Source organism: Collinsella sp. LCP19S3_A6, from assembly GCF_052122015.1.
Lineage (GTDB): Bacteria > Actinomycetota > Coriobacteriia > Coriobacteriales > Coriobacteriaceae > Collinsella.
The window spans coordinates 18,662-32,606 of sequence record NZ_JBQKDD010000009.1 but is presented as its reverse complement, the minus strand read 5'-3'; the positions used below and the strand labels follow the sequence as shown (position 1 = coordinate 32,606).

13 protein-coding genes and 4 tRNA genes are annotated in these 13,945 nt (G+C 57.7%); 14 read left to right on the top strand and 3 right to left on the bottom strand.

The annotated features are described in order from the left end of the window. Window positions 1-662 precede the first annotated feature (662 nt). From ACTQVX_RS06955 to leuB, 14 genes are all read left to right on the top strand, one after another. Window positions 663-744 (top strand) — tRNA-Tyr (locus ACTQVX_RS06955). A 10-nt stretch (window positions 745-754) separates the two neighbouring features. Continuing rightward, window positions 755-830, top strand: a tRNA-Thr gene (locus ACTQVX_RS06950). Window positions 831-833: 3 nt separating this feature from the next. Continuing rightward, window positions 834-910, top strand: a tRNA-Met gene (locus ACTQVX_RS06945). A gap of 96 nt (window positions 911-1,006) precedes the next feature. Then, a complete protein-coding gene (gene tuf, locus ACTQVX_RS06940; protein ID WP_154514756.1) occupies window positions 1,007-2,197 on the top strand; it encodes an elongation factor Tu in 1,191 nt (396 codons plus the stop codon). A 278-nt stretch (window positions 2,198-2,475) separates the two neighbouring features. Beyond that, complete coding sequence (rpmG, locus tag ACTQVX_RS06935; protein ID WP_102372646.1) at window positions 2,476-2,625, top strand: 50S ribosomal protein L33; 150 nt, start codon at window positions 2,476-2,478, stop codon at window positions 2,623-2,625. A 13-nt stretch (window positions 2,626-2,638) separates the two neighbouring features. Further along, window positions 2,639-2,714: transfer RNA gene (locus ACTQVX_RS06930), tRNA-Trp, on the top strand. Window positions 2,715-2,790: 76 nt separating this feature from the next. Beyond that, the gene (gene secE / locus ACTQVX_RS06925; RefSeq protein WP_154514754.1) at window positions 2,791-3,129 is read left to right on the top strand and encodes a preprotein translocase subunit SecE; all 339 of its coding nucleotides are present in this window, start codon (window positions 2,791-2,793) and stop codon (window positions 3,127-3,129) included. 3 nt (window positions 3,130-3,132) lie between these two features. Continuing rightward, a complete protein-coding gene (gene nusG / locus ACTQVX_RS06920) occupies window positions 3,133-3,669 on the top strand; it encodes a transcription termination/antitermination protein NusG (protein ID WP_427718370.1) in 537 nt (178 codons plus the stop codon). A 120-nt stretch (window positions 3,670-3,789) separates the two neighbouring features. Continuing rightward, window positions 3,790-4,218 (top strand): 50S ribosomal protein L11, encoded by a 429-nt coding sequence (rplK, locus tag ACTQVX_RS06915; protein ID WP_022093893.1) that lies wholly within the window; start codon window positions 3,790-3,792, stop codon window positions 4,216-4,218. A 116-nt stretch (window positions 4,219-4,334) separates the two neighbouring features. Next, the gene (rplA, locus tag ACTQVX_RS06910) at window positions 4,335-5,042 is read left to right on the top strand and encodes a 50S ribosomal protein L1 (protein ID WP_154514750.1); all 708 of its coding nucleotides are present in this window, start codon (window positions 4,335-4,337) and stop codon (window positions 5,040-5,042) included. 426 nt (window positions 5,043-5,468) lie between these two features. After that, on the top strand, window positions 5,469-7,004 hold the full coding sequence (locus ACTQVX_RS06905; RefSeq protein WP_441560650.1) for a 2-isopropylmalate synthase: 1,536 nt from the start codon (window positions 5,469-5,471) through the stop codon (window positions 7,002-7,004). 42 nt (window positions 7,005-7,046) lie between these two features. Continuing rightward, the gene (gene leuC, locus ACTQVX_RS06900) at window positions 7,047-8,312 is read left to right on the top strand and encodes a 3-isopropylmalate dehydratase large subunit (protein ID WP_441560648.1); all 1,266 of its coding nucleotides are present in this window, start codon (window positions 7,047-7,049) and stop codon (window positions 8,310-8,312) included. 251 nt (window positions 8,313-8,563) lie between these two features. Further along, window positions 8,564-9,076 (top strand): 3-isopropylmalate dehydratase small subunit, encoded by a 513-nt coding sequence (locus ACTQVX_RS06895; RefSeq protein ID WP_441560646.1) that lies wholly within the window; start codon window positions 8,564-8,566, stop codon window positions 9,074-9,076. Between the two features lie 6 nt (window positions 9,077-9,082). Next, on the top strand, window positions 9,083-10,255 hold the full coding sequence (gene leuB / locus ACTQVX_RS06890) for a 3-isopropylmalate dehydrogenase (protein WP_441083196.1): 1,173 nt from the start codon (window positions 9,083-9,085) through the stop codon (window positions 10,253-10,255). Window positions 10,256-10,305: 50 nt separating this feature from the next. Here leuB and ACTQVX_RS06885 read toward each other — a convergent pair whose 3' ends face one another. From ACTQVX_RS06885 to ACTQVX_RS06875, 3 genes are all read right to left on the bottom strand, one after another. Then, window positions 10,306-11,016, bottom strand: a complete 711-nt coding sequence (locus ACTQVX_RS06885; protein WP_441560644.1) for a metallophosphoesterase family protein — start codon at window positions 11,014-11,016, stop codon at window positions 10,306-10,308. Continuing rightward, the gene (locus tag ACTQVX_RS06880) at window positions 11,013-12,929 is read right to left on the bottom strand and encodes a BMP family ABC transporter substrate-binding protein (RefSeq protein ID WP_441560643.1); all 1,917 of its coding nucleotides are present in this window, start codon (window positions 12,927-12,929) and stop codon (window positions 11,013-11,015) included. Before ACTQVX_RS06880 ends, ACTQVX_RS06885 begins: the two co-directional genes overlap by 4 nt. Window positions 12,930-13,003: 74 nt before the next feature. Continuing rightward, complete coding sequence (locus ACTQVX_RS06875) at window positions 13,004-13,813, bottom strand: mechanosensitive ion channel family protein (RefSeq protein WP_441560641.1); 810 nt, start codon at window positions 13,811-13,813, stop codon at window positions 13,004-13,006. Window positions 13,814-13,945: the final 132 nt, after the last annotated feature.

Here is a 13,945-nt window from a genome sequence, read left to right as displayed (position 1 = left end):
AACCTGTAACAATTGGGGAAATGACTGTCTAGCTGTTACAGAATGAGATAAAGGTCTGGTCCGGCCAACAAATGTCTCAATCTGTAACAGATAGGAGAGGAAAACCGTTCTTACTGTTATAGATTTAGATAGATGGTTGGGTTGGTTGGTAAATGTCTCGATCTGTAACAGGTAGGAGCGGAATGGGCCTTTTGCTGTTACAGATTGAGACAGAAGCGGCGAGGCTTCAGGTCTTCCTTATTGAGCGAGGATTTCCGGACATACGAGCGCGGAAAATCTACCACTTAGTGAATGAGCGTGGAGATCGGTCACTTTGACCTTGGGTCATGTCAAAAGTGGGAGACTATCCACGCTCGATCGAGCCAGGGAAGCCCGATCACGACCTATGTAATAGTGCAGAAGGGTCGTTATCGAAAGTCGATGCCGCAAGCGTACTCCACCACACCAAAGTGTTCCCTCGGGAAATGTCGCCAGCGCAGCCAAATTCGCCGTCCTTCATATCTAAATTCAGCAAAACCGCAGGTCAAAGGTATATAGATACGCCCGGCACCGTGTATTTAGAGGTTTTCGTTGACAGCCCCTAAGGTTGCATCGTATTATCTTTTTCGTTCGCGAGGGCGGCGGTCCAAAAGACCAAAGAACCTGCGGATACTTGAACGATTGGGAGTTTGCCCGAGTGGTTAATGGGGACGGGCTGTAAACCCGTTGGCTCTGCCTACATAGGTTCGAATCCTATAGCTCCCACCCGTCAAGTGCCTGTATAGCTCAGTCGGTAGAGCACTTCGTTGGTAACGAAGAGGTCACCAGTTCAAGTCTGGTTGCAGGCTCCATCCGGCGGTGTAGCTCAGTTGGTTAGAGCACACGGTTCATACCCGTGGCGTCACTGGTTCGAATCCAGTCACCGCTACCATAGGTAACACGGTGGCTTCTCAATAGTATGTTGAGAGGCCACTATGGTATAAAGGCATAGTCCCGTCCGGGGACGACCTGTTTAGAGGAGGGCTTTATGGCCAAAGAGAAGTTTGAGCGCACTAAGCCGCATGTTAACATCGGCACCATTGGTCACGTCGACCACGGCAAGACCACGCTGACCGCTGCCATCACCAAGGTTCTCTCCGAGACCGAGGGCTGCAAGGCTGACTTCACTGCGTTCGAGAACATCGACAAGGCTCCCGAGGAGCGCGAGCGCGGCATTACGATCTCCGTCTCCCACGTCGAGTACGAGACTGCTGCCCGTCACTACGCTCACGTTGACTGCCCGGGCCACGCTGACTACGTCAAGAACATGATCTCCGGTGCTGCTCAGATGGACGGCGCTATCCTGGTCATCGCCGCTACCGACGGCCCCATGGCTCAGACCCGCGAGCACATCCTGCTCGCCCGTCAGGTCGGCGTTCCCTACATCGTCGTCTTCCTGAACAAGTGCGACATGGTCGACGATGACGAGCTCATCGACCTCGTCGAGATGGAGACCCGTGAGCTCCTCTCCGAGTACGAATTCCCCGGCGACGATATCCCCGTCATCCGTGGTTCCGCTCTGGGCGCTCTCGAGGGCGACGCCAAGTGGATGGACGCCATTCGCGAGCTCATGTCAGCCGTCGACGAGTACATCCCGACGCCTGCTCGTGACAACGACCTCCCGTTCCTGATGGCTGTTGAGGACGTTATGACCATCTCCGGCCGTGGTACCGTTGCTACCGGCCGTGTCGAGCGCGGTGAGCTCAAGCTCAACGAGCCCGTCGAGATCGTCGGCATCAAGGATACCCAGAACACCGTCGTTACCGGTATCGAGATGTTCCGTAAGTCCATGGACTTCTGCGAGGCTGGCGACAACGTCGGTCTGCTGCTCCGCGGCATCAAGCGCGAGGACATCGAGCGCGGCCAGGTTCTCTGCAAGCCCGGTTCGGTTACCCCGCACACCAAGTTCACCGGTGAGATCTACGTTCTGACCAAGGAGGAGGGCGGCCGTCACACCCCGTTCTTCGATGGTTATCGTCCTCAGTTCTACTTCCGTACCACCGACGTTACCGGTACGGTCAAGCTCCCCGAGGGCACCGAGATGGCTATGCCTGGTGACCACATCACCATCGAGGGCGACCTCATTCACCCGATCGCTATGGAGGAGGGCCTGCGCTTCGCTATCCGCGAGGGTGGCCACACCGTCGGTTCGGGCATCGTCTCCACGATCATTGAGTAAATTAGCTCTCTGATACAGCTGACTTAGAGAACCCGGCACTTATATGGGTGCCGGGTTCTTTTCTACGTGGGTCTTTTTGCCTGATGATTACGCTTAGCTCGCTCTTAAGTTGAGCGTGAGGAATCGATTAGATCTCGTTGGCTCCATTGATGTGTTCCAAATATGAATGGATCTACCGAGAACCAATTGATTCGAGGTTTTCGTTGACAGCACTTACGTAGAGCTGATAAAGTACCAACTCGTGCCCGTACGGGGCGGATATGAAAGGTTCAGGATACATGCGTACTCTAGTTACTCTTGCGTGCACTGAGTGCAAGCGCCGCAACTATACGACCACTAAGAACAAGGCGAACATGCCTGATCGTATGGAGATCAAGAAGTATTGCCCCTGGTGCCGTCACCACACGCTGCACAAAGAGACTCGCTAGTCTCTAGTCACATACGCCAGTAGTTCAATTGGTAGAGCATCGGTCTCCAAAACCGAGTGTTGAGGGTTCGAGTCCTTCCTGGCGTGCCAGTCATTATTCCGTAAGCTCCCATTTGGGGGCTTACGGTTTACTCATGTATAAGCGCATTGCGCGGAGGTAACCCAAATGGCCAACAAGAAGAACAAGAAGAAGGCACAGCAGCAGGCGCCTGCCAACAAAGCTGCCGCCAACTCCAAGGTTGAGGCCAAGAAGGCCGTTGCCAAGAAGAGCGAGAAGGCTGCGAAGTCCAAGAAGAACGAGAAGCCCGGTTTCTTCGCCCGCACCAAGAAGTATTTTGCTTCGGTGAAGTCCGAGATGAAGCGTGTCACGTGGCCCGATAAGAAGGAGCTCGTGAACTACTCGGTCGTCGTTTGCGCTTCTCTGATCGTCGTCGGCGTCGTCATCGCTCTGCTCGATGCTGGCTTTGGCGAGGCTCTTGCTCTGTTCTCTGGATTGAGGGGCTAAACCATGTCTAAGCGTTGGTACGTCGTCCACACTTACTCTGGATACGAGAACCGCGTTAAGTCCGATCTCGAGCATCGCATCGAGACCATGGGCATGCAGGATCGTATCTTTGATATTGAGATTCCTATGGAGCGCGTCACCGAGATCAAAGAGGGTGGCAAGCGCGAGACCAAGGATTCTAAGATCTTCCCGGGTTATGTCCTGGTTCGCATGGAGATGGATGACGATGCATGGACGTGTGTTCGCAACACGCCCGGCGTCACCGGTTTCCTGGGCGGCAACGGCAAGCCCGCTCCGCTTTCCCGCGACGAGTACAATAAGATGACTCGTCGTCCCGGTAAGGGCGATTCGCCCAAGCGTACGTCGGTTGATATTGAGGTCGGTACGTCCGTCCGCGTCACCGATGGCCCGCTTACCGACTTTGATGGCAAGGTCTCCGAGGTTAACGCCGAGGCAGGCAAGCTCAAGGTCACGCTGATGATCTTTGGCCGCGAGACGCCGGTCGAGCTTGACTTTAACCAGGTCGCTGTCATCGCTTAAGTTTTCGTCCGTTCGCGCGAGCGTGCTTCTTCTGTGACTGCTCATCTCAGGAGTGCTTCTAACACGTGCGTGCTTACGATATAGCAAGTACTTCACACTCGTGATTCGAAAGGAATGACCATGGCTGAGAAGAAGGTTGCCAACGTCATTAAGCTCCAGATTCCTGCTGGTGCCGCTAACCCCGCTCCTCCCGTCGGCCCCGCCCTGGGCGCTGCTGGCGTGAACATCATGCAGTTCTGCCAGGCCTTTAACGCCGAGACGCAGGACAAGAAGGGCGACATTATCCCCGTTGAGATCTCTGTCTACGAGGATAAGTCCTTCTCCTTCATCACCAAGACTCCGCCGGCGGCTCACCTCATCAAGAAGGAGCTGAACCTCAAGTCTGGTTCCGCTAAGCCCCAGGCCGACAAGGTTGGCCAGCTCTCTCAGGAGCAGCTCACCAAGATCGCCGAGATCAAGATGCCGGACCTCAATGCCAACGACATTGACGCCGCCAAGAAGATCATCGCCGGTACCGCCCGTTCCATGGGCGTCACCATCGCTGAGTAGCGTTTTTCTAGGTAACGACGGGTGCTCCGACCGGGGCGCCCGTTAAATGTGTGCAATAGGGCACACGATACGATGTGGGAGGGCTCACGCCCGTTTAACCACAGGAGGTAATGCACATGGCTAAGCATGGTAAGAGCTATAACGCCGCTGCCGAGAAGGTCGACCGCGCCACGCTCTACACCCCCCTTCAGGCTGCCAAGCTCATCAAGGAGCTCGACACCGCCAAGTTCGACGAGACCGTCGAGGCCCACTTCCGTCTGGGCATCGATACTCGTAAGGCTGACCAGAACATCCGTGGTTCCATCTCCCTGCCCCACGGCACCGGCAAGACCGTTCGTGTTGCCGTCTTCGCCGAGGGCGAGAAGGCCCGTGAGGCCGAGGCTGCCGGCGCCGATATCATCGGTTCCGACGAGCTCGTCGCCCAGATTCAGAAGGGCGAGATCAACTTCGACGCCGCTATCGCTACGCCGAACATGATGGCCAAGGTTGGCCGCATCGGTAAGATCCTTGGTCCCCGTGGCCTCATGCCGAACCCCAAGCTCGGCACCGTGACCATGGACGTCGCCAAGATGGTCTCCGAGCTCAAGGCCGGCCGCGTTGAGTATCGCGCCGACCGTTATGGCATCTGCCACGTGCCCCTGGGCAAGAAGTCCTTCTCTGAGCAGCAGCTCGTTGAGAACTACGCTGCCCTGTACACCGAGATCCTGCGCGTCAAGCCCTCTTCAGCTAAGGGCAAGTACGTCAAGTCCATCTCTGTGTCTTCCACCATGGGCCCTGGCGTCAAGGTCGATCCCGCTGTCCAGCGTGACTTCCTGGCTGAGTAACTTCTAGTTACTGCCTGAGCAAAGCAAGCATTGCTAAAGGAACCCGGTTCTGTCTCGTGCAGGACCGGGTTCCTTGCTATTTCGGGCCAAAACCAACACGAAGGAGATAGGCGCCTTTGTGGTGGTTTTGGTTCAAAATCCCCGTTGCGCGTCGTTTTGCCTGTGTTACACTTTAGCCCAATGTAGTGAATACCCGAGGCTGAAAGGAGCCAGACATGTTCTATAACAAACAGCAGCTCCTAGGCCTAGCGCTACTAGATTGGATAGCGCGCTAGGGTTGTAATTTCGCTATAACGATTAGTTGTACCCGGGTGCGCTATCTTCCGCCGCTTTTGGGCGTGATGAGCGACACGGGTATTATTCTATCTTGAGGCACTCCATCTCTCCTGAAAGCCAACTGTATCTTTAGCCTGTCAGGAGGAAATCATGAGCCGCAAAATCGCAATCTTTGACACAACGCTTCGTGACGGGGAGCAGTCTCCCGGCGCCAGCATGAATACCGAGGAAAAGCTCGTTATTGCACGCCAGCTGGTACGTATGAATGTCGACGTGATCGAGGCGGGATTTCCTATTTCGAGCCCCGGTGACTTTCGCAGCGTGCAGGAGATTGGCAAGATCGCGGGTGACCGGTGCACGGTATGCGGTCTCACCCGTGCGGTCGACAGGGATATCGAAGTAGCGGCAGACGCCCTCAAGACGGCTCAGAGGCCCCGTATCCATACCGGTCTGGGTGTGAGCCCCAGCCATCTGCGCGACAAGCTCCATATGACCGAAGACGAGGCTATCGAGCGTGCCGTTCACGCTGTAAAGCACGCTCGTAAGTTTGTCGACGATGTCGAGTTTTATGCCGAGGATGCGGGCCGCTCCGATCAGGAGTTCCTGGTCCGCATTATCGAGGCAGCGATCAAGGCCGGCGCTACGGTCGTGAATATTCCGGACACCACGGGCTATAACTTGCCTTGGGAGTTTGGTGCTCGTATTCGCGATCTGCGCGAGCGCGTGGCCGGCATCGAGGACGTTACGATTTCGGTCCACACGCATAACGATCTGGGCATGGCCACAGCCCTTGCACTCGAGGCCGTCCGCAATGGCGCGACGCAGATCGAGTGCACCATCAACGGCTTGGGCGAGCGCGCGGGCAACACGGCGCTCGAGGAGGTCGTCATGGCCATGAGGATGCACGAGCAGGACCTGGATGCACATACCGATATCGTGACGACCGAGCTCACGCGCGCATCCAAGCTCGTCAGTTCAATTACTGGTATTAACGTGCAGCCCAACAAGTCCATTGTGGGCGCTAATGCGTTTGCCCACAGCTCGGGCATTCACCAGGATGGCGTGCTCAAGGCGCGTGACACCTACGAGATTATCGATCCCAAGGACGTGGGTGCAGCGGGATCCGAGATTATCCTTTCGGCACGTTCGGGCCATGCGGCGCTGCGCCATCGTCTCGCTGAGCTGGGTTATACGTTTGGCGATGAGGAATTCGAGTCGATCTATCAGCGCTTCTTGGAGATTGCAGATCAAAAGAAGGAAGTATTTGACGAGGACCTGGAGTCGATGATTCAGGAGCGCCAGCGCGAGGTCAAGGCGATCTACACCCTCGACGCGCTCCAGGTTTCCTGCGGCGATCCGCTCATTCCTACGGCCACGGCGACCATCACGGACGAGGACGGCGCGACACGGGTGGTTTGCTCGACGGGTACTGGTCCGGTTGATGCGGCCTACAAGGCGGTTGACAAGGCCATCTCTGCCCATGGCGAGCTGACGGAGTTCAACGTTAAGGCCATTACGCGTGGTATCGACGCCATCGGTGAGGTGACGGTGCGCATCACCGCCGAGGACGGCAAGATCTACACCGGCCGCGGCGCGGATACCGACATTATCGTGAGCTCGGCCAAGGCTTACATCAACGCTATTAACCGCATGATTCAGACCAACCGTTCCAAGGCGGGAAAGTAACAGGCACCAGCCGGGCATGCGCCCGTACGAGAGGGGAATCACATGGCACGTCCCATGACCGTAGCAGAGAAGATTTTGGCGGCACACGCAGGCCTGGACGAGGTAAAGCCGGGCCAGCTGGTCGAATGCGACCTGGACATTGTGCTCGCCAACGATATTACTGCACCTATCGCGATCGATGTCTTTCGCGAGCTGGGTGCCACCGAGGTGTTCGATCGCGACCGCGTTTGCCTGGTGCCCGATCACTATGCGCCCAACAAGGACATCAAGAGCGCCGAGCAGACCAAAAAGATGCGAGATTTTGCGCACGAGCAGCATGTGACGCACTATTACGAGCAAGGCTGCGCGGGCATTGAGCATGCCCTGCTGCCCGAGCGCGGCGTGGTGGTCCCGGGCGATCTGATTATCGGTGCCGACTCGCATACCTGCACGTATGGCGCCTTGGGTGCGTTTTCGACCGGTGTGGGCTCAACAGACGCCGGCGTGGGCATTGCCACGGGGCGCGCATGGTTTAAGGTGCCGCCGACGATTCGCTTTGAGATTAACGGCGAGCTTGAGGACGGCGCCACCGCCAAGGACATCATCCTGCACATTATCGGCATGATCGGCGTGGACGGTGCTCTGTACCAGGCCATGGAGTTTGCCGGCAGCACCATCGAGGGCCTGTCGATGGAAGGTCGCATGACAATTTCGAACATGGCGATCGAAGCGGGTGGCAAGGCGGGCATTATCGAGATCGATGATGTTGCCCGTGCCTGGCTCAAGGGGCGCTGCGAACGTGATTACGTTGAGTATCACGCCGATCCAGACGCCGAGTATGCCCAGGTTATTGCCATTGACGCGGCCGACATTAAGCCGTGCGTATCGTGGCCGCATCTGCCCAGCAACACCCATCCGGTGAGCGAGAGCCGTCACATCATGATCGACCAGGCGGTAATCGGCTCGTGCACCAACGGACGTATCGAGGATATGCGTGCTGCGGCCGAGGTCATGCGCGGCCATAAGGTTGCCGACGGGGTGCGTTGCATCGTGATTCCGGCGACCCAGGCGGTCTTCCGCCAGTGCATGAAGGAGGGATTGACCGACATTTTCCTAGATGCCAACTGTGTGTTCTCCACGCCCACGTGCGGTCCGTGCCTGGGCGGCTACATGGGCATCTTGGCGGCGGGGGAGCGTTGCGTTTCTACGACCAACCGCAACTTTGTCGGCCGTATGGGTGACCCCACGTCCGAGGTCTATCTGGCCTCGCCGGCCGTGGCGGCTGCTTCTGCCGTGGCGGGGCACATATGCTTGCCGTCTGACCTGTAGGGGCTACGGGGTCCTTCGACCTTTGCTCGCTACTGCGGACAGTCCTGGCACTTTTTTGTTCGCCGAAGGCGAACGCTAACTTCCCATTAGCTTTTTTGTAGCCGAAACGCGAACGAGGGATTTGATATTTGCTTGCGTCGAGTTCCGCACGAGCCGGAGAGCACTTAATGTGCTCTCCGTGCGAGCAGGACTGTCCGAGTAAGTAAGTAAATATCAAATCCCCCGCATTCCATGTTTGAACGGAGAATGATATGAACTTTGAAGGTTCGGTTTTTCGATATGGTCGTGACGTTGATACTGATGTGATTATTCCTGCTCGTTATTTGAACTCATCGGATCATGCGCATTTGGCTTCGCATGCTATGGAGGATATTGATCCCGCGTTTGCCTCTACCGTGAGGCCCGGTGACATCATTGTGGCTGAGGAGAACTTTGGTTGCGGTTCTTCGCGTGAGCATGCCCCGGTTGCCATTAAGGCTGCAGGGGTGTCGTGTGTTATTGCCAAGAGCTTCGCACGCATCTTCTATCGCAATGCCATTAACGTGGGCCTGCCCATTATGGAGTGCCCCGAAGCTGTCGATGCGATTTGTGCCGGCGATACCGTGAAGGTCGATACCGATGCGGGTGTCATCACCAACGAGCGTACTGGCGAGACTTTTACAGCTGAGCCGTTCCCGCCATTTATTGCCGAGATTATCGAGGCCGGCGGTTTGGTTGCGCGCACGCGTGCCAAGATTGTCGCGGCAAAGGCTCAGGAGGCGTAAGCGATTATGACGGTCAAGCTGGATAATCCGTTTGCAAACGGGCCGAGTAGCGAGAGCTGGAGCTGCAATGTGAAGAAGACCTATAAGATCTGCTGTCTTCCTGGTGACGGCATTGGGCCCGAGGTTATTACCGAGGGTAAGAAGGTGCTGGCTGCCGTGGGCAAGCGCGCCGGCGTAGAGTTTGCCTTTGAGGATCACCTGATTGGTGGCGCGGCGATCGATGCGTGCGGCAATCCGCTGCCCGATGAAACCCTTGTGGCGGCAAAGGCGTCGGACGCCGTGCTGTTGGCATCCGTCGGTGGCCCAAAGTGGGATTCGACCGATCCGGCGGCCCCGCGCCCCGAGCAAGGCTTGCTGCGTATCCGCAAAGAACTCGGCCTCTATACCAACCTTCGTCCCGTAAAAATCTACGACGCACTTGCCAGCGCATCGACGCTTCGTCCCGAAGTCATCAAGGGCGTTGACATGGTACTCGTCCGCGAACTTACCGGTGGCATTTACTTTGGCAAGCACGAGCGCTTTTATGACGAGGGCGGTGCGGGCACCGACGGTGTGGCTGGCCAGCGCGCGGTTGACGTAATGGAGTACCGCGAGTACGAAGTTGAGCGCATCGCCCGCCAGGCGTTCGAGGCAGCTCGCAAGCGCCGCGGCAAGGTGACAAGCGTGGACAAGCGCAATGTATTGGAGACGAGCCGCATGTGGCGTGAGGTCGTGCATCGCGTGCATGACGAGGAGTATCCAGATGTAGAGCTTGAGGACCTGCTCGTCGACAACGCCGCCATGCAGCTCATTAACCGACCGGCCGACTTTGACGTCGTAGTTACGGAGAACATGTTCGGCGACATTCTCTCCGACGAGGCGGCGCAGATTACCGGATCGCTCGGCATGCTTGCCTCGGCTTCGCTGGGCGATGGCGTGTCGCTGTTTGAGCCGAGCGCCGGCAGCGCGCCCGACATCGCGGGGCTCGGTATCGCTAACCCGCTCGCGCAGATCCTGTCGGCGGCAATGCTGCTCACGTACGCGCTCGACATGGGTGGGCAGGCTGCTTGGATCGAAAATGCCGTGGCACGTGTGCTTGACGAAGGCTGGCGTACCCGCGACATTGCCGATGCCAGTACCCCTGCCGATAAGATCCTCGGCACGACCCAGATGGGCGATAAGGTCATCGCCGCGCTGTAGCGTCGAGATGTCCGGAACCACCACAAAGGTGCTTGTCCCCTTTGTGGTGGTTACCAGGGGGTTCTGGCGGTTGAGGACTCTATTGCCTCGTGGCGCTTGAGCTCGCGGCGCATGGTTTGCGAATTGAGCCAGGCTGCCTGCCATCCACGGATGGGGTAGCGCGCCTCGTCCAGCTCAAACTGCGTATAGCCGCATGCGTTGATAATCGTCGTCCCGCATGTGTGCTGGCGTTCGCGTTGAAAGTCGCGAACATAGCATTGGTGTACATGCCCGTGCACCATGTAATCGGGATTCCATGTCTCGAGCGCTGTGTTAAAGCATTCGAATCCCCGATGCGGCAGATCGTCCAGATCGCCCATGCCGGCGGCGGGCGCATGGGTGAGCAAGATGTCGCAGCCGCCGACCATCCTCACTTTGCGGGACAGCTTGCGCACGCGCTTGGCCATCTCGTGCTCGGTGTACATGTTAGCGCCATCTCGATAGCGCATGGAGCCGCCAAGCCCCGCAATGCGGACGCCGCGATACACGTACACGGTGTCTTCGACACAGATGCAGCCGCCCGGTGCATGACGCGCGTAGCGGTCATCGTGATTGCCACGCACGTAGATGAGCGGCCTGTTGATGACCGTGACCAAAAACTCAAGATAGTCCGGGTCCAGATCGCCAGCGGACAAAATTAGGTCGACACCCTCAAAGCGTTCCTTGCGAAAGCACTCCCACAGGCATCGCTCTTCGGTATCGGCTATGGCAAGGATTTTCATAGAGCACGGACCTTCGGCTCATCGTCAGGCTGCGGAATGGTGCCCACCACGTTGTCGGCCAGCCAGTCCATCTCGACGATTTGCGTGCTCGGCAGTGGGGGAAAGCCCTCAATCTGCACCACGCCGTCTTGGCTATGGAGCTCGCCGCCAAATGGATTGATGGAGCCCTCGACGATGCCATTGCGGAGGAGCTGAACAAGCTTGCGCGTCTGATAGGGCAGGCCCGGAGCGTAGCGAATGTCGATAACGCCCGAGCTCATGCCATACCAGTAGTTGACGGCGCGGACCCGGCTGTCGTCACTGGTCTCGTCCCAGGTGCCATGCAGCAGACTTCGCACGATAAGCTCGTAGTATCGGCCCCAGTTCCATACCGGCATGGCAATGCCGGTAACCTTGCCATCGACCAGGCGGTGGAGTCCGTAGGCCGTGGGGTCTTCGAGCGACTTTGACATGTCGGCGCCGGTCATGACGCTCACGCCTTCGCGGCACATGGCCTCGGCAAGGCCTCCGGCGGGCACATCGCCCCAGGTTAGGATAATTTGCGCACGGGGGTCGAGCAGCGAGGCGCCAATCGCAAAGGCGTTGATCTCGCTGAGTGCGCCCGAGGCGAAGACCGACGCGTGGTAACCGATGCGGTGGTTGTCCGCCATGCTGGCGGCAAGGGCGCCCAGGAGAAACTTTGCTTCGTACATCTTGCCAAAGTACGAACGGACGCTTTGGTGAGGAAGGCCGATGGAGCAGTTAAGGAACCGAACCCGGGGATATTCAACGGCAGCCCTGAGCGTGTATTCCATCAGGCGGTGCGAGGTCGAGAAGATGACGTTTGCTCCATGTTTGACAGCCGTTTCCACGGCGGCATAGAACACGTCCGGATCGTGACAGTCCTCAAACGCCTCGGTGCGCACGATACCGCCAAAGTGCTCATCGAGATACTGACGCCCTTGGTCGTGCAGCCTGTCCCAGCTCGACGTCGCACAGGTGAATTCATGGATAAAGGCGATGCGCAGGGGGTTGGCCGCCGAATAGACGGTCTTGCCCATAAAGAAGTTGAGCATGCCGGAGGTGGACTTGGCGGGCAACTCCTCCTCATCGACGTTTGGCGCTTCGACAAGATCGACCTTGTCCTCGTCACTTTTCCCGGCAATGACCAGCTCGCGCCAAATCTTGCACAGGCGGTTTACGACGATATCCGTCGGCGTATCCAGCAGGCGGTCCTGGTTGTACACATGGAGGTAGACGAGCATGGCGTCGGCGGGCGTAATGTCCAGGTGGTCGCCGCCGGCGCGAAGGTAGGCGCGCTTAAAGAGTAGGAAGGTGTGGCGCAGGTAATCGACCTTTTTTTGGGGCCATTTTTCGATAAGGTTCTGACCGAGCATCTTGGCGAGCGTCTCGTAGCTTCCTTCGCGCGAGAACTCGATCTCGTATAGGGGGCAGACGCTCCAAAACGCGCAGAACTCGCCGTACAGGCGGCTTTCGACGGAATCCCATTTGCCGGGGTAGAGGCGGGTGACCTTGGCCGAAACCGTCGGGGCGTCCAGGAATTTGAGGACGCTGACGCGCTTGTTGCCCTCCTGGACATAGAACCGATGCATGAACTCGGTGACGATGATGGGGTCGCGATAGCCCTCGGTTACCTGAATGTCGTAGAGGTTGGACCACTTGTGGGCGAACTCGGTGCTAAACGGCAGCAGGGGCATAAAGTTGCATGAAAAGGCGGACTGACGGCCCTTGGTAACCGTGCCGACAACCATTTCGAGCGGAATATCCCGCAGGCCGACATTCTCTCGCTGACCTAAGGGGAGCTGGGCAACCAAACTGTCGAGGTCCGTAAGGTATGGATGCTCGCTTTGGCTAATGGCGCGTCGACGTCCTTGCTCGCCGCGCTTGCGTGCTTGACGATAGGCCTCTTCCATAGTTTGCTCCCTTAGTCGTTTAAACAACTATATTAACTATGGTACCACGAATGAAAACCTCCCATTTCCCGATGTCAAAGAAATGGGAGGTAGTTCACTGTCCCCTTTGTGGCGGTTTGGGCGATGATGGGGGCGATGGCGCGGATGCAGGCGTCGGCTGCCGTGAAGGTGGTGCTGTCGTCGCTGACGATAAAGATGATCTTGCCCTTGATGCCAAAGTCGCCGATTTCGCTAAAGAGCACGTAGGGCTCCTGGTCAAAGCCCGAGATGGGCGAGACGGCCGTTTTGGTGGCGCTGACGAGCTCGTCTGCCAGCGCGTCAAGGGAAGCCCATTTAGACGTGTCCTTTACGGCAACGGGCACGGCCACACGTCCAAAGGGCATCAGATGCACGAGCGTGTTCTTGGAGATGTTGGAGTTGGGCACAATGATGGTCTGCCCGTAGGCATCCTCGATGGTCGTGTGGCGCCAGGTGATGTCCTGGACCACGCCCGACACGCCGCCGACCTCGATATTGTCGCCGGGCTTGATGATGCCCATAAAGGTCACCTGCATGCCGCCGATAAGGTTCGACAGCGTGTCCTGAAAGCCGAGCGAGATGGCAATGCCGCCGACGCCAAGAGCGGCGACGAGCGCGTTTGCGTTAATGCCAAAGCAGTTGTCGAGGATAAAGCTGCCGCCAATCATCCAGATGACGGCGCGCGCAATGTTGATGAAGATACTCGATGCCGGAAGCGGGTTATCGTCGCGGTTGAGCAGGTGACGCAGCGTCTTGGAAACGACTTTGGCGGCGACGGCGGTGCCTATCGCCAAGATGCCAGCCCAGATGATGTTGTGGACCCATCGCTGCTCAAAGAAATGAAGAATCGGCTCAAACAATTCCATGTAGGGAAAACCTCCTCATGATCGTTCAACCATGATACCCACCAAAAAGCCCGTCCGATCACAACGGACGGGCCGATAGCTTGAGATGGGGCGTCCGCGGTGGCGTAAGCTGGGGCGCCGGCGAGTACGCCG